19 protein-coding genes are annotated in these 18343 nt (G+C 69.6%); 4 read left to right on the plus strand and 15 right to left on the minus strand.

The window, feature by feature from the left end; translation table 11 throughout:
- Positions 1 to 2 precede the first annotated feature (2 nt).
- A complete protein-coding gene (locus tag ACIBO2_RS54425; RefSeq protein WP_397304993.1) occupies positions 3 to 827 on the plus strand; it encodes an NAD(P)H-binding protein in 825 nt (274 codons plus the stop codon).
- Here ACIBO2_RS54425 and ACIBO2_RS54430 read toward each other — a convergent pair.
- The 6 genes from ACIBO2_RS54430 to ACIBO2_RS54455 form a co-directional block, all read right to left on the minus strand.
- Positions 817 to 1821 (minus strand): ABC transporter ATP-binding protein, encoded by a 1005-nt coding sequence (locus ACIBO2_RS54430; protein WP_358553251.1) that lies wholly within the window; start codon positions 1819 to 1821, stop codon positions 817 to 819. The genes ACIBO2_RS54425 and ACIBO2_RS54430 overlap by 11 nt on opposite strands.
- On the minus strand, positions 1818 to 2792 hold the full coding sequence (locus ACIBO2_RS54435) for an ABC transporter ATP-binding protein (RefSeq protein ID WP_358553248.1): 975 nt from the start codon (positions 2790 to 2792) through the stop codon (positions 1818 to 1820). The genes ACIBO2_RS54430 and ACIBO2_RS54435 overlap by 4 nt, the downstream gene beginning before the upstream one ends.
- On the minus strand, positions 2789 to 3673 hold the full coding sequence (locus tag ACIBO2_RS54440; RefSeq protein ID WP_357959081.1) for an ABC transporter permease: 885 nt from the start codon (positions 3671 to 3673) through the stop codon (positions 2789 to 2791). Before ACIBO2_RS54440 ends, ACIBO2_RS54435 begins: the two co-directional genes overlap by 4 nt.
- Positions 3670 to 4722, minus strand: coding sequence for an ABC transporter permease (locus tag ACIBO2_RS54445; RefSeq protein WP_358553246.1), 1053 nt, complete (start codon positions 4720 to 4722; stop codon positions 3670 to 3672). The genes ACIBO2_RS54440 and ACIBO2_RS54445 overlap by 4 nt, the downstream gene beginning before the upstream one ends.
- Entirely contained in the window at positions 4719 to 6533 is a 1815-nt protein-coding gene (locus ACIBO2_RS54450; RefSeq protein WP_397304994.1) for an ABC transporter substrate-binding protein, read from the minus strand. The genes ACIBO2_RS54445 and ACIBO2_RS54450 overlap by 4 nt, the downstream gene beginning before the upstream one ends.
- 118 nt (positions 6534 to 6651) lie before the next feature.
- Entirely contained in the window at positions 6652 to 8280 is a 1629-nt protein-coding gene (locus tag ACIBO2_RS54455) for an ABC-F family ATP-binding cassette domain-containing protein (protein ID WP_358553242.1), read from the minus strand.
- A gap of 28 nt (positions 8281 to 8308) precedes the next feature.
- On the opposite strand from ACIBO2_RS54455, the gene ACIBO2_RS54460 reads away from it, so the two are divergent.
- Together ACIBO2_RS54460 and ACIBO2_RS54465 are read left to right on the plus strand one after the other, a co-directional pair.
- Complete coding sequence (locus ACIBO2_RS54460) at positions 8309 to 8656, plus strand: DUF2809 domain-containing protein (RefSeq protein ID WP_358553240.1); 348 nt, start codon at positions 8309 to 8311, stop codon at positions 8654 to 8656.
- A 120-nt stretch (positions 8657 to 8776) separates the two neighbouring features.
- Positions 8777 to 10306: an amino acid permease gene (locus tag ACIBO2_RS54465; protein ID WP_358553238.1), complete on the plus strand. Its 1530-nt coding sequence runs from the start codon at positions 8777 to 8779 to the stop codon at positions 10304 to 10306.
- 5 nt (positions 10307 to 10311) lie between these two features.
- On the opposite strand, the gene lipB is transcribed toward ACIBO2_RS54465, so the two are convergent.
- The 5 genes from lipB to ACIBO2_RS54490 form a co-directional block, all read right to left on the minus strand.
- Entirely contained in the window at positions 10312 to 10947 is a 636-nt protein-coding gene (lipB, locus tag ACIBO2_RS54470) for a lipoyl(octanoyl) transferase LipB (protein ID WP_364010772.1), read from the minus strand.
- Between the two features lie 201 nt (positions 10948 to 11148).
- Entirely contained in the window at positions 11149 to 11982 is an 834-nt protein-coding gene (locus ACIBO2_RS54475; RefSeq protein ID WP_397304995.1) for a polysaccharide lyase, read from the minus strand.
- A gap of 108 nt (positions 11983 to 12090) precedes the next feature.
- Positions 12091 to 12273, minus strand: a complete 183-nt coding sequence (locus tag ACIBO2_RS54480) for a PspC domain-containing protein (protein ID WP_219529398.1) — start codon at positions 12271 to 12273, stop codon at positions 12091 to 12093.
- 60 nt (positions 12274 to 12333) lie between these two features.
- Positions 12334 to 12840 carry an HAD domain-containing protein gene (locus ACIBO2_RS54485; RefSeq protein WP_358553233.1) on the minus strand — a complete coding sequence of 169 codons (507 nt, stop codon included), beginning with the start codon at positions 12838 to 12840 and terminating at the stop codon, positions 12334 to 12336.
- A 32-nt stretch (positions 12841 to 12872) separates the two neighbouring features.
- Positions 12873 to 13790: an AraC family transcriptional regulator gene (locus ACIBO2_RS54490; RefSeq protein ID WP_358553231.1), complete on the minus strand. Its 918-nt coding sequence runs from the start codon at positions 13788 to 13790 to the stop codon at positions 12873 to 12875.
- A gap of 74 nt (positions 13791 to 13864) precedes the next feature.
- Between ACIBO2_RS54490 and ACIBO2_RS54495 the strand changes: the two genes are divergently transcribed.
- The gene (locus ACIBO2_RS54495; RefSeq protein ID WP_358553229.1) at positions 13865 to 14677 is read left to right on the plus strand and encodes an NAD(P)H-binding protein; all 813 of its coding nucleotides are present in this window, start codon (positions 13865 to 13867) and stop codon (positions 14675 to 14677) included.
- 115 nt (positions 14678 to 14792) lie between these two features.
- On the opposite strand, the gene ACIBO2_RS54500 is transcribed toward ACIBO2_RS54495, so the two are convergent.
- The 4 genes from ACIBO2_RS54500 to ACIBO2_RS54515 form a co-directional block, all read right to left on the minus strand.
- Positions 14793 to 15554 (minus strand): ABC transporter ATP-binding protein, encoded by a 762-nt coding sequence (locus tag ACIBO2_RS54500; protein WP_397304996.1) that lies wholly within the window; start codon positions 15552 to 15554, stop codon positions 14793 to 14795.
- Between the two features lie 94 nt (positions 15555 to 15648).
- Positions 15649 to 16590: an ABC transporter ATP-binding protein gene (locus tag ACIBO2_RS54505; protein ID WP_397304997.1), complete on the minus strand. Its 942-nt coding sequence runs from the start codon at positions 16588 to 16590 to the stop codon at positions 15649 to 15651.
- On the minus strand, positions 16590 to 17432 hold the full coding sequence (locus ACIBO2_RS54510) for an ABC transporter permease (protein WP_358553223.1): 843 nt from the start codon (positions 17430 to 17432) through the stop codon (positions 16590 to 16592). The genes ACIBO2_RS54505 and ACIBO2_RS54510 overlap by 1 nt, the downstream gene beginning before the upstream one ends.
- Entirely contained in the window at positions 17429 to 18343 is a 915-nt protein-coding gene (locus ACIBO2_RS54515; RefSeq protein ID WP_364010793.1) for an ABC transporter permease, read from the minus strand. The genes ACIBO2_RS54510 and ACIBO2_RS54515 overlap by 4 nt, the downstream gene beginning before the upstream one ends.

The following is an 18343-nucleotide window of genomic DNA, read 5'->3' on the forward strand; positions in this document are numbered from 1 at the left end:
TCATGACGATCCTCATCACCGGTGCCACCGGAACCGTCGGCCGCCTCATCGTCGACGAGCTCGCCCGGAACGGGCACCAGGTGCGGGCCCTGACCCGCGACCCGGCCAAGGCCGGCCTGCCCGAGGGTGTGGAGGTCGTCGCCGGGGACCTGGCCGAGCCGGGCAGCCTCACGACCGCCTTCGAGGGCGTCCAGGCCGTTCACCTCATCAACTTCGCCGGCGACGACTACGCGCCGCTGAAGACCGGCGAGCAGATCGTGGAGCTGGCCGTCAAGTCGGGCGTGCGCAAGGTCACCGTCCTGGGCGGGCGCGCCGACGGCCCGCTGGAGCAGGCCCTGGCCGCCAGTGAGCTGGAGTGGACGCTGCTGACGCCGGTCGAGTTCATGTCCAACACGCTCCAGTGGTGGGCCCAGACGATCAAGGCCGAGGGCGCCATCAGGGAGCCGTTCGGCAGCCGGCTCAGCGCCATGGTGCATGAGCGTGACATCGCCGCGGTGGCGGCCACCGTGCTGACGAGCGATGGCCACGCGGGGAAGACGTACACGCTGACCGGGCCGCAGGCCGTCACCACCACGGAGAAGGTGCGCATCCTCAGCGAAGCCGTCGGCCAGGAGATCCGCTTCGTCGAGCTCTCCGAGGCCGAGGCCCGCGCGAAGTGGAGCGCCGACGGCATGGGCGCGGAGACGATCGAGTTCCTCATCGGCGCGCTCGGCAACACCCCCGAGATCGGCTACACGGTGGTCCCGACCGTCGAGCAGGTCACCGGCCGGGCACCGCGTTCCTTCGCCGAGTGGGCCGCCGAGCACGCCACGGCGTTCAAGCGCTGAGCTCCGCGTAATGGCAGGCCGCCCGCGCCGCCGGGGTGGCGGGCAGGATGTCGAGCTGCTGCGACCTGCACTTGGCGTCCACGCCCGCCTCAGCCGCCTTGCCGGAGGCGAGCACCTGGCAGCGGGCGTGGAAGCGGCAGCCACCCGGGATCCGCGTCGGGTCCGGCGGCTCACCGGTCAGCACGATCCGCTCGGGCGACTCCGGCAGCACCGACATCAGGGCCTGGGTGTACGGATGGCGGGGTGCGGTCAGCACTTGCTCGACCGGCCCCGCCTCGACGATCCGGCCGAGGTACATGACCGCGACCCGATCGGCGATGTTCCAGGCCAGCCCGAGGTCGTGGGTGACGACCAACGCCGACAGGCCCAGGTCCGCGCGGAGCCGGAGCAGCAGCGCGAGGATCTCACCCCGCACCGAGGCGTCCAGCGAGGCCACCGGCTCGTCGGCGACCAGCACCTTCGGGTTGAGGGCCAGCGCGCCGGCGATGACCACGCGCTGACGCTGACCGCCCGACAGCTCGTGCGGGTAGCGCAGGAAGAACCGCTCAGGAGGCCGCAACCCGGCCCTGGACAGCGCCTCGGCCACGATCTCCCGCTCGCCGGACAGGCCGTGGATGCGCGGCCCTTCGGCGACCGCCTCGTACACGGTGTGCCGCGGGTTCAGCGAGCCCATCGGGTCCTGGAGGACCAGCTGCACGGCCTTCCGGTACGCCTTGAGCGCCTTGGAGTGGTAGTCCAGCTCCTTACCGTCATAGACGACCGACCCCGAAGTGGGCCGTTCCAGGCCCATCAGCGTGCGCGCCAGCGTGGTCTTGCCGCAGCCGGACTCACCGACGAGGGCCACGATCTCACCGGCGCCGATCGCCAGGTTCACCCCGTCGACCGCGCGGGCCCGCCGCCCGCGGGAGGGGAACTCCACATGCAGGTCACGGGCCTCCAGCAGGGTGGTGTGCCCCGTGGCGACGGTCTCCGAGGACGTCTCCGTCTCGGTCATGAGGCCTCCTCCTTCGCCCGTACGTGCACGCAGGCAGCGCTACGGCTGTCGCCCGCGGGCCAGAGCTCGACATCGAGGGTCGCGCACTCCTCCAGCGCCACCGGGCAGCGCGGATGGAAGGCGCAGCCGGTGGGCAGGTCCATCGGGTCCGGCGGATCGCCGCCGAGGCCCTTGGGCGCCAGCCGCGACACCGGGTCGCCGACCGTGGGGAACGCCGCCGCCAGTGCCCGCGTGTAGGGATGCTTGGCCTCGTGGAACACCTCGCGCGACGGGCCGTGCTCCACGACGCGGCCCGCGTACATGACCGCGAGCTGCCCGCAGACGTCGGCGAGCACCGACAGGTCGTGCGAGATCATGATCAGCGAGATGTTCTTCTCGGCGATCAGCTCCTTGATCAGCGTCAGGACCTGGGCCTGGACCATCACGTCGAGCGCGGTCGTCGGCTCGTCGGCGATGATCAGCCGGGGCGAGCAGGCCAGGGCCATCGCGATCATCACGCGCTGCCGCTGGCCGCCGGACAGCTCGTGCGGGTAGCTGCGGGCCCGCCAGGCGGGCAGGCCGACCTGTTCGAGCAGCTCGGCCACTCGCTTGCCGGCCTGGTCGGGTTTGGCCAGGTTGTGCACCAGCAGCGGCTCGGCGATCTGGTCGCCGATCTTGCGGACCGGGTTGAGACCGTGCTGGGCGCCCTGGAAGACGATCGACGCCTCGGCCCAGCGGACCGCGCGCATGCGGCCCCATTTCATGGCCAGGATGTCCTCGCCGTCGAGCAGGATCCGGCCGCCGACGCGGGCGTCGCGGGGCAGGAGCCGCAGCAGCGCCATGGCCAGTGTCGACTTGCCGGATCCCGACTCACCGGCTACCCCGAGCGCCGCGCCCGACTCCAGTTTCAGCGACACTCCCCGTACGGCGGGCACCTCGCCGGAGGCGATCCGGTAGGTCACCGAGAGGTCGTCGAGTTCGAGGAGAGTCATGCGCCCGCCTTCCTGAGTCGCGGGTTGAGCACGGCCTCCAGCGCGCGTCCCACCAGTGTGAACGCCATGACGACGGCCAGGATGCAGAGGCCGGGAATGAGGATGTACCACCACGCGCCCTGGGTGGCGGCGCCGAAGTCGTAGGACGCGCGCAGCATCGTGCCCCAGGAGGTCTTGTTCGAGCTGACGCCGAGGAAGGCCAGCGTGGATTCGGTGACGATCGCGCTGGCGACCTCCAGCGTGGTGCTGGCCAGCAGCAGCGGCGCCACGTTCGGCAGCACGTGCCGCGTGGTGATGTGCCAGTGCCCGCCGCCGAGCGCCTTGGACCGCTCGATGTACGGCCTGGCCTCGACGGACAGCGTCTGAGACCTGATCAGCCGGGCGGTGGACGGCCAGGTGGTGATGCCGATGGCCACGATGATCGTGGCCGTGCTGCCGCCCAGGATGGCCGCCAGCACCAGCGCCGTGATCAGCGAGGGCAGCACCAGGAACCAGTCGGTGACCCGCATGAGCACGGCCCCGATCCAGCCGCGGAAGTGCCCGGCGGCGATGCCGATGACCATGCCGATCACGATGCTCAGCAGGGCGGCGAGGAAGCCGATGAGCAGCGAGGTACGCGAGCCCCACCAGACCATCAGCAGGACGGACCGGCCGGACTCGTCGGTGCCGAAGGGCTCCGCGAGGCTGGGCGCCGCCCACTTGGCGCCCGTGCCGGACACCACGCTGGTCACGCCGTCGCTGATGAACAGGGGCGCGACCAGCGCCAGGAGAACCGCGGCGACGAGCACCACCAGCCCGGCCATCCCGGCCCGCTCCTGACGGAAACTCCGCCAGAAGCGGCCGAGCGCCAGACGCCTGCGAGACGTGGCCACGGCGGTCATGCCGACCTCACCCTCGGGTCGATGATGTGATAGACCACGTCGGCCAGCGTGTTCATGAGGATCACGGCCACCGTGATCAGCATGAACGTGCCCTGCATGAGTGTGAAGTCGGGCACCCTGACCGCCTCGTAGAACAGCTGCCCGAGCCCCGGCCAGCTGTAGATCGTCTCGACGGTGACCGCGCCGCCGACCACGAAGCCGATGCGCATGAAGACCAGCGTCACCGTCGGCAGCAGCGCGTTGGGGACCGCGTGGCGGCGGCGCACCTGGTCGTCGCGCAGGCCCTTGGCGCGGGCCACGTTCACGTAGTCCTGGCTGACCTCCTCCAGCAGCGACGAGCGCATGACCAGCAGGTATTGGGCGTAGACCACGGCCACGAGAGTCAGGCACGGCAGCACCATGTGCATGCCGACGTCGAGCACGTAGGCGAAGCCGTCGGGCGCGTCCACGCTCTCGATGCCCCGGGTGGGGAACAGGCCGGGGATCGGGCCGATCCCGACGCCGAACACCATGAGCAGGAGCAGCCCCAGCCAGAACGTCGGCATGGACCACAGCACCAGCGAGATGCCCGTGGAGACCTGGTCGAAGCGGCTGCCGCGCTGCCATCCGGCCCGCTGGCCCTGCCAGATCCCGAGGCCGACCGCGATGACCAGGCCCCCGCCCGCGAGCAGCAGCGTCGCGGGGAACCGCTCGCCGATGAGGCTGAGGACCGGCCGGTTGTACTCGTAGGAGGTGCCCAGGTCGAGGTGGAGCGTCTTGCCGACGAAGTCGAAGAACTGGTCGATCAGCGACTTGTCCAGGCCGAGCCGGTGCCGCTCCAGGGCGAGCTGCGTCGGGGTCATGTTGCGGCCCTGCGCCAGGTTGCGCACCGGGTCGCCGGGCAGCAGCCGGAACACGAAGAACGTGCCGACGATCACCATCGCGATGCTGAACAACGCCCCGCCGACCTTCGACAGCGCGTACTTCAGCGTGCCGCGGTAGGCGGGGCGGTCATCACCGGAGCCCGCCGCCTGGACGGCGGGCTCCGCTGCTTCGAGCGGTGTGGTCATTCGCGCTCGTCGGCGACGCTCTTGCGACGCCGGGTCAAGAGGAAGGCCACCAGTCCGATGACCACCACTCCGCCGACCACACCGGCGATGAGGCCGGTGTTGGAGCCGCCATCGCTGCCGGCCGCGCTGGTGCCGCCGGTGGCCTTGACGTCCATGGCGTAGAACGGGTAGCCGCTGCTGCCGCCGTAGAACAGACCCTTGTCCTCGGGGACCGGGGTGATGCTGGTGATGCGGTCCTTGCGGTAACCCTCAAGGTCGTTCGGGTAGTAGATCGCGATCACCGGAGCGTCGGTGTAGAGGCGCTCCTGCATCTTCTTGATGATCTCGACGCGCTTGGCCCGGTCGAGCTCCTTGAGCTGCTCCTGGTAGAGCTTCTCGAAGGTGGGGTCGCAGTAGAACGACTCGGTGCCGCCACCCTCGCCCGACGGGGTGGGCCGGCGGCTGCACAGGTGCGTGGCCAGGACCTCCTCGGGGTCGGGGTTGACCGACCAGCCGCTGATCGCGATGTCGTACAGGCCCGTGACGCCCGTCTGCTCGCTGAACTTGCTGGAGTCGAGCTTCACCGTGGTCAGCGTGACGCCGATCTCCTTGAAGAAGCCCGTCAGGTATTCGGCGAGCTTGTCCTCGATCGGGGTGTCGGTGTGGATGCTGAAGCGGAACTCCAGCTTCCTCTTGCCGTCTGGCATCGTACGGACGCCGTCGGCGCCCTTCTTGTAACCGGCGTCGTCGAGGATCTTGTTGGCCTTGGCGACGTCATAGGTGACCTTCTGGTCGCCCGTGGCCTCCCAGAAGAACTCCTTGTACATCGGCGGGATGATCGAGCCGTCGGCGGGCTTGGCCAGTCCGCTCTGCACCTCGTCGGCCAGCTTCTGCTTGTCGATCGCGTAGTGCAGCGCGGTGCGCACCTTCGGGTCCTTCAGCGCGGGGTGACCGTCGCCGACAGGCTTGTTGTCCGTGGTGGTGGCGCCGGGGTTGACCTCCAGGTACGCCGCGCGGCGGCCCTGGGTGTTCCACTGCTCGATGTTGGGGTCGCCCTTGATCGACTCGAAGTCCGGCGGCGTCATGCGGCCGATCAGGTCGATGTCACCCTTCTTCAGACCGGCGATGGCGGCCTGCGGGTTGTCATAGAAGATGAACTGCAGTTCGTCGACCTTGGGCTTGCCCCGCCAGTAGTCGGGGTTGGCCTTGAGCTTGACGAACTGGTCCTTCTTCTGCTCGACCGCGATGTACGGCCCGCTGCCCACGGCCGGGTAGACGTCGGCCTCGTACTTGGCCATGTCGGTGACCTTCTCCCAGACGTGCTTGGGCACGATCGGGATCGGGTTCTCCAGCATGGACGCCTGCGGCGCCTTGGTCTTGATGGTCAGTTCCTGGCCGTTGGCCGTGACGCTCTCGAAGTTCTCGACGGCGGGGCCGTTGGCGGTCTTGGCCGCGTCATCCGTCATGACCTTGTTGAAGGTCCAGGCCGCGTCCTCGGCGGTGACCGGCGTACCGTCGGACCACTTGGTGCTGCGGATCTTGAACGTCCACGTGAGCCCGTCGGGCGAGGTCGTCCACGACTCGGCCAGGTCCGGGCTGGGCTGCAGCGTCTTGGGGTCGGGCGTGGTCAGGAAGCTGTACATCTCGCGCTGGATCGCCGACGAGACCAGCCTGACCGCCAGGAAGGGGTTCATCGAGTCCATCGACTGCGTGGCGCCGATGCGGACGATCTTCTTCCCCGCTGCCGGTTCCGCGGCTTGGGCCGCCTGGCCCTGACCTGCGACTAATACCGCTACGCCCAGCAGAGCCAGGCGTGCGAACCATTTCCTCATTGTGCCTCACCTTCAGGCGGGGGTGTCCTGTGTAGAGAAAGGCACACCATACGAACACTGCGTGTCAACGAGTGCCGGAAAATTGTTTCACCTTCGTTTCCTTGAGCGGTGTAAATTTTCAGACCGACTCAAGAACTGTCCCGTCGCTCAGTCTCAGGCGACGATCGACGTGCACGGCGTCGAGCATCCGCCGATCGTGGGTGACGAGCAGCAGCGTGCCTGGGTAGCTCGACAGGGCCGACTCCAACTGCTCGATCGCGGGGAGGTCGAGGTGGTTCGTCGGCTCGTCCAGCACGAGTAGATTAACGCCTCTAGCCTGCAGCAACGCCAAAGCCGCGCGGGTACGCTCGCCGGGCGACAGCGTGTCGGCGGGCCGCAGCACGTGCGCGGCCCGCAGCCCGAACTTCGCCAGCAGCGTCCGCACCTCGGCGGGCGGCAGCTCCGGCGTCTGCGCGCCGAACGCGTCGAGCAGCGGCTCCCCGCCCTCGAACAGCCCTCTGACCTGATCCACCTCGCCGACCACCACGCCGGGCCCGAGTGTGGCGTGCCCCTCGTCGAGCGGGGTGCGGCCGAGCAGCGCGGCCAGCAGCGTCGTCTTGCCCGAGCCGTTGGACCCGGTGATCGCCACCCGCTCGGCCCAGCCGATCTCCAGGTCGACCGGGCCGAGCGTGAACGCGCCCCGTCGGACCACCGCGCCGCGCAGCGTGGCCACCACCGCGCCGGAACGCGGCGCGGCGGCGATCTCCATCCGCAGCTCCCACTCCTTGCGCGGCTCCTCGACCACCTCGAGGCGCTCGATGAGCTTCTCCGACTGGCGGGCCTTGGCGGCCTGCTTCTCGGTCGTCTCGATGCGCGTGTTGCGGCCGATCTTGTCGTTGTCGGTCGCCTTGCGCCGGGCGTTCCTGACGCCCTTCTCCATCCAGGCCCGCTGTGTCCTGGCGCGGGATTCCAGCTGGGCGCGGGTGTCTGCGTACTCCTCGTACCGCTCGCGGGCGTGCCTCCTGGCCACCTCGCGCTCGTCCAGGTAGGCCTGGTAGCCGCCGCCGTACAGGCGGATCTGCTGCTGGGCCAGGTCAAGTTCCAGCACCTTGGTGACGGTCCTGGCCAGGAACTCCCGGTCGTGGCTGACCACCACCGTGCCGGCCCGCAGGCCCTGGACGAAGCCCTCCAGCCGGTCGAGCCCGTCAAGGTCGAGGTCGTTGGTCGGCTCGTCGAGCAGGAACAGGTCATAGCGGCTGAGCAGCAGCGAGGCCAGTCCCGCGCGGGCCGCCTGGCCGCCCGACAGCGAGGTCATGGGCTGGTCCATGCCCACCGGCAGCCCGATCTCGGCCGCCCGCTCCTCCAGGTCGGCGCCGCCGAGCGCGAGCCAGCGCTCCAGCGCGACGCTGTAGGCGTCGTCGGCGCCCGGCCGCGCCTCGACCAGGCCCTGGGTGGCGTCGTCGAGCTCCCGCTGCGCCTGCTCCACGCCGGTACGCCTGGCCAGGAACCGCCCGACCGTCTCACCGGGGCGGCGCTCCGGCTCCTGCGGCAGGTGGCCGACCGTGGCCGTGGCCGGACTGAGGCGTATGGAGCCCTGCTCGGGCCGGTCGATCCCGGCCAGCAGGCGCAGCAGCGTGGACTTCCCGGCGCCGTTGGCCCCGACGAGCCCGATGACGTCGCCGGGGGCCACCACCAGATCCAGGTTCGAGAACAGGATCCGCTCGCCGTGCCCCGCCGCAAGGTCCTTGACCACCATCGTCGCGCTCATGTAGGCCGATGCTACTAACGTGAGCCAAATGTCTCGCTGGCTCGTGCTCGCCGCCGCTGTCGTCACCGTTGTGGCCGGGCTGGGGGTGCGGCTGCTGTGGGACGGACCGTTCGCCAAGTACGCGGGCGACGCGCTCTACACGGTCCTGATCTACCTGCTCGTCGTGCTGGTCCTGCCGCGCGTCCGGCCGGTGTGGGCCGCGCTGGGGTCGGCCGCGCTGAGCTGGGCGATCGAGTTCGCCCAGCTCTGGGAGATCCCGCCGCTGCTGCGGCCGCTGCTGGGCAGCACGTTCAACCCGCCCGACCTGTTCTGGTACGCCGTGGGCGCCGCCGTGGCTTGTACTGCGCATTTAGCGACGAGGTCCACATTTAGGTAAAGAACGGTCCTTACCAGCTCGAAACTCCGCTGTAACGCCTTGCCTGTGACATGGAAATGGTCTAGAGATAGACCAAATCCTAGAGAGTCCTCCGCCGCGCATCCCCCCAAGGAGACCTCAATGACCACAGAAGAGGATTCCAGGCGCCTCGCCGAGCTCGGTTACAAGCAGGAGCTGTCAAGGACCTGGAGCGGTTTCTCCAACTTCGCCATCTCCTTCTCCATCATCTCGATCCTCGCCGGCTGCTTCACCACCTTCGGCCAGGCCTGGAACAACGGTGGCCCCATCGCCATCTCCTGGGGCTGGCCGCTGATCTCCGTCTTCATCCTGATCATCGGTCTCTGCATGTCGGAGCTGGTCTCCGCGTACCCGACGGCGGGCGGCATCTACTGGTGGGCCGCCACCATGGGCAAGCCGATCCACGGCTGGTTCACCGGCTGGCTCAACCTGATCGGCCTCATCGCGGTCACCGCGTCGGTCGACTACGGCTGCGCGACGTTCCTGAACATCACCATCAACCGGCTCACCGGCGGCGGCTGGGAGGCCTCGCTCGGGAACGCCTTCCTGCTGTTCGTGATCATTCTGGTGCTCCACGCGCTGATCAACATCTACAGCCACCGGCTCATCTCCATGCTGCAGAACGTCTCGGTCTGGTGGCACGTGGCGGGTGCCGCGATCGTGGTGGCGATCCTGATCTTCGCTCCGAGCCACCACCAGACGGTCGGCTTCGTCTTCACCGACACCATCAACAACTCCGGCTTCGGCGACGGCGACGGCGGCATTCCGTTCTGGTTCTACGTGCTGCCGCTGGGCTTCCTGCTCACCCAGTACACGATCACCGGCTTCGACGCCTGCGCGCACGTGTCGGAGGAGACCCAGGGCGCCTCCACGGCGGCCGCCCGCGGACTCTGGCAGTCGATCTTCTACTCGGCGATCGGCGGCTGGATCCTGCTGCTGGCCTTCCTGTTCGCCGCGACGAACGTGGACGAGATCAACAAGCAGGGCGGCTTCGTGGGCGCCATCTTCGAGACCGCGCTCTCCTCGCCGCTGGCCACCGCGGTCTTCGCGATCTCCACGATCGGCCAGTTCTTCTGCGGGATGAGCTGCGTGACCTCGATGTCGCGGATGACCTACGCGTTCTCGCGAGACGGCGCCGTGCCGGGCTGGCGGCTGTGGTCGAAGGTCGACCGCAACCGGACGCCGGTCAACGCCATCCTCGCGGGCTGCGTGGTGGCCGCGCTGATCACGCTGCCCGCGCTCTGGGCGCCGCCCGGCTCGACCACTCCGGTGGCCTTCCTCGCCGTCGTGTCGATCGCGGTCATCGGGCTGTACCTGGCGTTCCTCATCCCGATCTGGCTGCGGCTACGCATGGGCGACAACTTCCGGCCCGGCCCGTGGACCCTTGGCCGGAAATATCGGGCCATGTGCTGGATCGCCTGCATTGAGATCGTGATCATCTCGATCTACTTCATCATGCCGATCAAGCCCTCGGCGATCCCCGGCAACGAGAACTTCACCTGGACGGACGTGAACTACGCCCCGGTCCTGGTCGGGGTCGTGCTCCTCGGCATCGCCCTGTGGTGGAAGCTGTCGGCCAAGCACTGGTTCACCGGGCCCCGCCGGACCATCGACGAACTGCCCATGCCTTAAGACGCTTACGACGCTTCAAAGGCGGTGGCCACGGCCGCCCGGACGGTGTCCATGGACGTGGCCTCCAGCTCTCTCTTGAGCGAGGTCATGTCCACGTCGGGCATGCCGCAGGCGACGGCCCAGTGCCACGGCTCCAGGTCGCCGTCGACGTTGAGCGCGAAGCCGTGGCTGGTGACGCCACGGCTCTGCCGCATCCCGATGGACACGACCTTGCGCCCCGTCTCGGACGTCCAGACGCCGGTCAGCAGCTCGGAGCCGGGCGGGGTGTCGCGGCGCTCCGCGGGCAGCCCCAGCGCGCCCAGGGCCTCGACCAGCCGGAGCTCCACTTCCCGTACGTAGTCGACGATGCCCTCCTCCTCGCCCAACTTGACGATGAGGTAGCCGACGAGCTGGCCGGGACCGTGGTAGGTGAGCTGGCCCCCGCGGCCGGTCTCGACCACGGGGATGCCGCGCGACGGGTCCGGCAGGTGGGTCACCGGCGTGCGGCGCCCGACCGTGTAGACCGACGGGTGGCTCAGCAGCCAGAGCGTGTCCGGCCGCTCGTCTCGTTGGCGCTCACCGACGAGGTCGGTCATGCGCTCCATCGCCTTGTCGTAATCGACGAGCTCATCCTGGACGAGTGTCAGCGGCCTAGCCCTCATGCGTTCCAGCATAGGACGCCCCAGGCGGTGTTTCTAAAGCCATGTCCTGCTGCATGACGCCCAGCGCGGCACCTCGCGGGGTCGCCCTGCCCCGCGAGTCATCTTCGGCCGCCAGCCAACCCCCGGCTGACTCCCTCCTCCGCCTCGCGATGCACCACCCTGGACCGCTGCTCGCTACCGACGGCCGCTTTGCAACACTCCCTAGTCCTTCGCGGGGTTGACCGCGTTGAACGATGTGCCCACGGCGACATTGTCGTGGAAGATCACCCGGTTCTCGACGAGGGTCGGTGCGGTGTTCCAAGCGGGCTTGTAGAGCCCCCACTTCAGATAGCCCTTGGTCTCGGCGTCGTCGTTGAAGGTGTTGGCCCCGGTGGCACTCACGACCTTCTTCCAGCCGGGCGTCTTGTCAGTCTGATGCCAGCCGGTGAGGGCGCCGTCGCTGCCGTGGCTCCACTTGATGTGGAACACGAAGTCGTGCCACCGCCCCGGCTGCGCGTCGGCCAGGTCGTAGCTGGCCTTCTGGAGGGACTCGGACGTCGAGCAGCGGTTGCCGTCGGAGTTGACGCGCAGTTGAAACTTACCGGTGGGCTGCACGGTGATGAACGCGCTCGGCCACTTCTGCGCCTCGCACTTGTCGCGCCACGGCTTCCACTGGAAGACGATCTCCTCCCTGGAATCCTTCTCCCACGTACTCGGGATGTAGATGCTGAAACCGTAGTAGGCCGTGATGCCCGACCTGAAGTGGCTGGCCTTGTTGTGGAGCGTGTGCGATTCCGCCCTGACTCCGCCCTCGACCTCCGGATCGCCGTATTTCAGCTGGCTCATGACCGCGTGCTCACCGGTCCGCCCGAGGGAACTCATCCCGAGCGAGTGCGTGCAGCATTCATTGACCTCGAGTGCGGTACCCGAGGAGATCTCGCCCTTCTCGTAGGTGAACCTAAGAGTGCCCGCCGCAGCGCTCGTGGCAGTCGCGGTACCCGCCGCCGTGGCCGGTCTCGTGGCCGACAGCGCGGCGCAGCCGGCAACCAGTGCCACACAGGCAGCACCCAGCCGGTAGTTCCGGGATATCACTTTTGCCACCTTCCGTCGCGTACGCAATGGAGCGCGACCCTAACGGGGGGTGGTATGTCCCGGGTATGTCGACTAGTAGCGCTTCGGCTCCTCGGGGACGAGGATCCACATGGCCACGTAGACCACCCAGAGCGGCCCGGGGATGAGCGACAGCAGCAGCCAGAGGATCCGGACGAGGGTGGGGGGCAGGCCCATCTTGTCGGCGAGACCGCCGCAGACGCCGGCCAGGATTCTGTGCTCTCGTGAGCGGTACATTGTTTCCTCCGTGTGGTTGCACCTATCTGGAAAACGGATGTCCAGGCTGGAGATATCCCACTAGGCACCCTGAGAAAACCCTGAGAGGGTCAGCCACTCATGCGCCTGGGCGAGGTGTTGGCTGGTCAGGCCCTGTCTCGGATCAACATGAATGAGCAGGAAATCATCGAGACCCTGAGCGCCCCTGAGGTATTCCTCGTCCTCCAGCCATACCTGGTCGTCGAACCATACGAACGGCCTGCGGCCGACATAAGCGGCTACGTGCGGGGTCTTAAACATTTCCCCGTACAAACCGCCTTGGTCCGGTCCCATAGGGATGACGGGCAGCTCGGGCAGGCCGAGCCGGGGCCCGATCCACTCGTTGGCGTGCTGCTCCCAGGTCGTCGCCCAGACCAGCTCGGCCCCGGTCACCAGGGCCAGCTCCAGCAGCCTGGTGCCGTGCCTGGCGTTGAGCTGCACCGTGTAGACCTGATCGCCGACCGTGCAGTGGTAGCGGCGGAAGTCGGGCGTGGGCCGGCTGAACGGGTTGAGCACGCCGTCGACGTCGATCAGCAGCAGCGGTCTCATCGGACCGCCCGGTGTTCCTGCGGGCTGCGGTCTCACCGGACCGCCCCCCGATGCTCCTGCGGGCTGACGCCGCGTACCCGCTTGAAGGCCGCGCTGAGCGCGAACGGGCTGCCGTAGCCGACCTGTCTGGCCACCGAGCCGACCGTCGCGTCGGGCTCGCGCAGCAGGTCGGCGGCCAGCGCCAGCCGCCAGCCGGTCAGGAACGCCATGGGCGGCTCGCCGACCAGCTCGGTGAAGCGCCTGGCCAGCGAAGCCCGCGAGACGCCCACCTGCGCGGCCAGCGCGGCGACCGTCCACGGGTGGGCCGGGTTGTTGTGCAGCATCCGCATGGCCCGGCCCACCACCGGATCGCTCTGCGCCCGATACCAGGCCGGCGCCTCGTGGGTGGCGAACCATGACCGCAGCACGGAGATGAGCAGCAGGTCGAGCAGCCGGTCGAGGACCGCTTCCTGCCCCGGCTGCTCCTTGACGATCTCGGCGCCCAGCAGCGGGACGAGCGGGTCACCCCGCTGGACCAGCAGCGTGGGCAGTGCCTCCAGCAGCCGCCTGCTCACCTCCCCCTCCATGAGGTAGGCGCAGGTGATCATCACGGTTTCGCCGTCCGCGGCGTTGCCCCAGGTGCGTACGCCCAGGTCCATGGCCTGGGCGAGCGACACTCCATCGACCGTCGTGCAGTGCTGGCCGGGATGAATGACGATCTGCGGCGGCGTGGACGGGCTGTCGGCCACCGTGTACGGCTTGGGCCCGCGAATGATCGCCACCTCTCCAGGACACAGCCGGACGACGTCCCCCTCATCGGGCACCACCCACGCCTCACCGCGCACCATCACCACCACCGTGAGCGGGGCCTCGTCCTGGATGCGCAGCGACCAGGGCGGATCGAGCAGACAGCGGAGCATGAAGGCGCCCCTCGCCCGCGGACCGTCGAGCAGGGCGGCTAGCTGGTCCATGGCCTAGACGATCGCATATGGGATTGCGCTTCTCAACCATGGAGAGTCTCAGCCTTCGGCGGCTTACTTGAGCCATGACAACTTTGGTGCTGGGCGGCACCGGCAAGACCGGCCGCCGCGTGGCGAACAGGCTCACCGTTCTCGACCACCCGTGGCGGATCGGCTCCCGCTCCGCGCGACCGCCCTTCGACTGGACCGACCGATCCACCTGGGCGCCCGCGCTGGACGGCGTCGACTCCGTGTACGTGACCTACTATCCCGACCTCGCCTTCCCCGGCGCCCTGGCAGACATCCAGGCCTTCACCTCGCTCGCCGTGGCCGGCGGCGTCGGCCGGCTGGTCCTGCTCTCCGGCCGGGGCGAACCGATGGCCGAGGCGGCCGAGCAGGTCGTCCAGTCGTCCGGGGCCGACTGGACGATCGTGCGGTGCAGCTGGTTCATGCAGAACTTCAGCGAGGGCTACCTGCTGGACCCGGTGCTCGAAGGGGTCATAGCGCTGCCGATCGCGGACGTGCCGGAGCCGTTCGTGGACGTGGACGACATCGCGGACGTCGTGGTGGCGGCGCTGACCGAGGACGGCCACGGTGGCAAGCTGTACGAGCTGACCGGGCCGAGGCTGCTCACCTTCGCTGACGTGGCCGCCGAGCTGGCCAAGGCGACGGGGCGGGACATCGTCTACGTCCCGGTGACAGCTGAGGAGTTCGCGGCCGGGGCCCGCGAGCAGGGCGTGCCCGAGAACGAGATCGAGGGGCTGAACGGGCTGTTCGCCGAGGTCCTGGACGGCCGCAACGCGCACCTCGCCGACGGCGTCCACCAGGCGCTCGGCCGGCCCGCCCGGGACTTCACCGACTACGCCACAGCGAACAAGGCGATCTGGACCGTACGTTGACGCCCCACCTGGACCGCGCGCCACGCGCCACCTGGACCGTGCGTTAACGCCCCACCTGGACCGCGCGCCACGCGCCACCTGGACCGTGCGCTAACGCACCACCTGGACCGTGCGCTCAGCGCACCACTTTGGCCGGATCCCAGCCGGGGCCGGGCACCGAGGCCAGCAGCAGGCGCGTGTAGGGGTGCTCGGGCTCGGCCAGCACCCGCTCGACCGGGCCCCGCTCCACGACCACCCCCCGATGCAGCACCAGCGTCTCCTCGCACAGGTGCCGGACCACGGCCAGGTCGTGGCTGACGAACAGCAGGGCCACGCCCGCGTCGCGACGTACCTGGGCCAGCAGCTCCAGGATCTGGGCCTGGATGGAGACGTCGAGCGCGGCCACGGCCTCGTCGAGCACCAGCACCGACGGCTCGACCGCGAGCGCCCTGGCGATGGCGAGGCGCTGCCGCTGGCCGCCGCTCAGCTGGTGCGGGCGCGCGCCGGCCTCGCGGCTGCCGAGGCCCACCTGGTCGAGCAGTTCGGCGGCGCGGGCGGGCGGCTTGCCATGCAGGCGGAGCGAGGTGTGCAGGCATTCGGTCGCGGTCAGCCGGGGGTCCAGCGAGAGGTAGGGGTCCTGGAAGACCATCTGGATCTCGCGGGCCCGGCGCAGCCTGGCCGCCCTGCTGCGCTCCTTCGGGCCGCGGGCGCGGCCGGCCACGGTGATCGTGCCGGAGTCGGGGGTGACCAGGCCGACCAGCATGCGGGCGATCGTGGTCTTGCCGGAACCGGACTCGCCGACCAGCCCGAGCGAGCCGCCGGGCGCCAGCTCGAAGGAGACCTCATCGGCCGCCACGGTGCCTTGGAAGGACTTGCTGAGCTTCTCTACGGCCAGCATCAGGCCTCCACGAGGTCTCGTACGGGCGGCACGGAGCCGTGAGCGGCGAGCATCGGGCCGTGGACGGCAGCCATCAGGCCATGGACGGCAGTCATCAGGCCTCCACAAGGCGGCAGGCGGCCGAGCCGCCCGCGACGGTCAGGGGCCGCGGCTGCCAGGCGTCGCAGTCGCCGGTGGCGTGCGGGCAGCGGGGCGCGAACGGGCAGCCGGTGAACGCGTCGTCGAGCGACGGCGGCCGGCCGGGGATGGGGCGGATCGGGCGCGGGTCGCCGAGCTCGGGCGTGCAGGCGAGCAGCCCGGCCGTGTACGGGTGCCGCGGGTCGGCGAACAGCTCCTTGGCCGGCCGCGACTCCACCACCGCACCGGCGTACAGCACGTGCACCCGGTCACAGTAGGCGGCCGCCAGGTGCAGGTCGTGCGTGATGAACAGCATGCCGAGCTCCCGTTCGGCCTGGATCCGGCGCAGCAGCGCGAGGGTCTCGGCCTGGGTGGTCACGTCGAGCGCGCTGGTCGCCTCGTCGGCCAGGAGCAGGGCCGGGTCGGCGGCCAGCGCGGCGGCGATGACCACGCGCTGGAGCATGCCGCCGGACAGCTCGTGCGGATACTGCCGCACGCACCGCTCGGGGTCGCGCAGGCCGACGGCGGCCAGCAGCTCCAGCGCCCGCGTACGGGCCTCGGCCTTGGATCGGCCCAGGGTGAGCACCATGCGTTCGGTGAGGAAGTCACCGATCCGGCGTACCGGGTTGAGCGACGAGCGCGGATCCTGGTAGATCATCGACACCTGGGCGGCCCGCAGGTCCCTGAGCGCCGCGGGGTTCATCGAGAGCACGTCGTCGCCGGAGACCAGCACCCGGCCCGACACCCGCGCCCCCTGCGGCAGCAGGCGCAGCACCGCGCGGGCGATCGTGGACTTGCCCGAGCCGGACTCGCCGACCAAGCCGACGACCTCGCCCTTGCCGACGCTCAGCGACACCTCGCGCAGGATCGGCCGCCGGCCGCCCGCCTCGATCGTGAGGTCCTCCACGGAGAGCAGCATCAGATTCCCCTCACGCCCATGCGGTCGGCGAGCCGTACGCCGATCACGTTGAACGACACGACCACCAGGGCGATGGCCGCGCCGGGCACCAGCACGGGCAGGAAGGCGCCCTGCACGATCGCCGGCTGCCCCTCCTTGACCATGAGGCCCCAGTCGGACGACGGCGGCTGCGCGCCGAACCCCAGGAAGCTCAGCGTGGCCAGGCTCATCAGCCCCTCGCCGAACAGCACCACGAGGTAGCCGACGATCGAGCGCCCCATGTTCGGCACCAGGTGGCGTACGCAGATCGCCAGGCCGCCCATGCCCTGCACCCGATAGGCGTCGATGTACGGCTTGCCGCACTCGGCCAGCGCGACGCTCCTGGTGTACTTGGCGATCGTCGGGGCGTAGGCCAGGCCCAGCGCGATGACCGCCGTGGTCATGCCGTTGCCGAAGACGGCCACGATCAGCACCACGAACAGCAGCCCGGGGAAGGCGTACATCACGTCGGTCACCCTGGACACCACCGCGTCGACCCAGCCCCGGTGCCAGGCGGCCAGCGTGCCCAGGGCGACGCCGAGGGCCGAGGCGATGGCCAGCAGCAGCAGCGGGCCGACCAGCGAGGTGCGGGCGCCGTACAGGATGCGGGTGAGCAGGTCGCGGCCCGACTGGTCGGCGCCGAGCAGGTGCTCGGGCGAGAGCGGCGCGAGCGAGGCGCCGAAGTCGACCGCGTCCGGCTCGAACGGCGTGATCAGCGGCGCGCACACCGCGCCGACCACGACCAGGCCGAGGAAGGCGGCGGCGAGCAGGTAGCCGAGCGGCCGGGCCGGTCGCGGCGACAGCGTGGTGGCCAGAGCGGTCATGCCCGCCTCCTTGCTCGGGGGTCGATCAGCGGCTGGACCAGCTCCACCAGCGTGGTCACCACGATGTAGGCGGTGACCATGAGCAGCAGCACCGCCTGCGTCACGGGGAAGTCGTGCGTGTTGATCGCGTTGACCAGCAGCGAGCCGATGCCGCTGAGGCCGAACGCGGTCTCCACGGTCACCGTCCCGGCCAGCATCCCGGCGGTCACCAGCCCGCACATGGTCACGATCGGGCCCAGCGCGCCGCGGAAGACGTGCCGGACCACGATCAGCCGCTCGGACAGCCCGGAGGCGCGGGCGACGGTCACGTGGTCGAGCTCGCGCTGCTCGACCATGGCCTGCCTGGTGACCCGGCTGATGATCGCCAGCGCGCCGAGCGCCAGCGTCACGGCCGGCAGGGTCAGGTGCCAGAGCGAGCCGCCACCCATGACGGGGAACCAGCCGAGCCGGACGCCGAACAGCGAGATCAGCACGGTAGCCACCACGAAGGGCGGCACGGAGGTGGCGAACGTCGTGCCCGCCACCACCGCCGCGTCGGTCCGCCCGCCGCGCACCGCCGCCAGCACGCCCAGCGCGATGCCGAACACCACGAACAGCACGGCCGCGTAGGCGACCAGCCCGAGCGTGCTCGGCAACCGCGCCGCGAGCAGGTCGCCCACCTGGTCGTTGTACTGCGTGGACCGGCCCAGGTCGCCGGTCACGGCGTCGCCGAGCCAGCGCCCGAACTGGACGAGGAACGGGTCGTCCAGGTGGTACTGGGCGCGGACGGCCGCTAGGTATTCGGGCGTCAGGTTCTCCTTGCCGCCCGCCAGGAACGTCACCGGGTCGCCGGGCGCCGCGTACGACGCCCCGAAGATGACGAACGAGGTGACCAGCAGCGTCGCGAGCACCCCCGTCAGCTTGCGGACCAT

Origin of the sequence: Nonomuraea sp. NPDC050022 (assembly GCF_044460705.1) — a bacterium.
Classification (GTDB): domain Bacteria; phylum Actinomycetota; class Actinomycetes; order Streptosporangiales; family Streptosporangiaceae; genus Nonomuraea.

Bases quoted from the DNA above. Each gene is read 5' to 3' on its own strand.
- ACIBO2_RS54465 (WP_358553238.1), top strand. From the start codon at position 8,777: ATGACCACAGAAGAGGATTCCAGGCGCCTCGCCGAGCTCGGTTACAAG.
- ACIBO2_RS54510 (WP_358553223.1), bottom strand. From the start codon at position 17,432: ATGACCGCTCTGGCCACCACGCTGTCGCCGCGACCGGCCCGGCCGCTC.
- ACIBO2_RS54485 (WP_358553233.1), bottom strand. From the start codon at position 12,840: ATGAGACCGCTGCTGCTGATCGACGTCGACGGCGTGCTCAACCCGTTC.
- ACIBO2_RS54480 (WP_219529398.1), bottom strand. From the start codon at position 12,273: ATGTACCGCTCACGAGAGCACAGAATCCTGGCCGGCGTCTGCGGCGGT.
- ACIBO2_RS54445 (WP_358553246.1), bottom strand. From the start codon at position 4,722: ATGACCACACCGCTCGAAGCAGCGGAGCCCGCCGTCCAGGCGGCGGGC.
- lipB (WP_364010772.1), bottom strand. From the start codon at position 10,947: ATGAGGGCTAGGCCGCTGACACTCGTCCAGGATGAGCTCGTCGATTAC.
- ACIBO2_RS54460 (WP_358553240.1), top strand. From the start codon at position 8,309: ATGTCTCGCTGGCTCGTGCTCGCCGCCGCTGTCGTCACCGTTGTGGCC.
- ACIBO2_RS54425 (WP_397304993.1), top strand. From the start codon at position 3: ATGACGATCCTCATCACCGGTGCCACCGGAACCGTCGGCCGCCTCATC.
- ACIBO2_RS54500 (WP_397304996.1), bottom strand. From the start codon at position 15,554: ATGCTGGCCGTAGAGAAGCTCAGCAAGTCCTTCCAAGGCACCGTGGCG.
- ACIBO2_RS54430 (WP_358553251.1), bottom strand. From the start codon at position 1,821: ATGACCGAGACGGAGACGTCCTCGGAGACCGTCGCCACGGGGCACACC.
- ACIBO2_RS54455 (WP_358553242.1), bottom strand. From the start codon at position 8,280: ATGAGCGCGACGATGGTGGTCAAGGACCTTGCGGCGGGGCACGGCGAG.
- ACIBO2_RS54495 (WP_358553229.1), top strand. From the start codon at position 13,865: ATGACAACTTTGGTGCTGGGCGGCACCGGCAAGACCGGCCGCCGCGTG.
- ACIBO2_RS54515 (WP_364010793.1), bottom strand. From the start codon at position 18,343: ATGGTCCGCAAGCTGACGGGGGTGCTCGCGACGCTGCTGGTCACCTCG.
- ACIBO2_RS54440 (WP_357959081.1), bottom strand. From the start codon at position 3,673: ATGACCGCCGTGGCCACGTCTCGCAGGCGTCTGGCGCTCGGCCGCTTC.
- ACIBO2_RS54490 (WP_358553231.1), bottom strand. From the start codon at position 13,790: ATGGACCAGCTAGCCGCCCTGCTCGACGGTCCGCGGGCGAGGGGCGCC.
- ACIBO2_RS54505 (WP_397304997.1), bottom strand. From the start codon at position 16,590: ATGCTGCTCTCCGTGGAGGACCTCACGATCGAGGCGGGCGGCCGGCGG.
- ACIBO2_RS54435 (WP_358553248.1), bottom strand. From the start codon at position 2,792: ATGACTCTCCTCGAACTCGACGACCTCTCGGTGACCTACCGGATCGCC.
- ACIBO2_RS54450 (WP_397304994.1), bottom strand. From the start codon at position 6,533: ATGAGGAAATGGTTCGCACGCCTGGCTCTGCTGGGCGTAGCGGTATTA.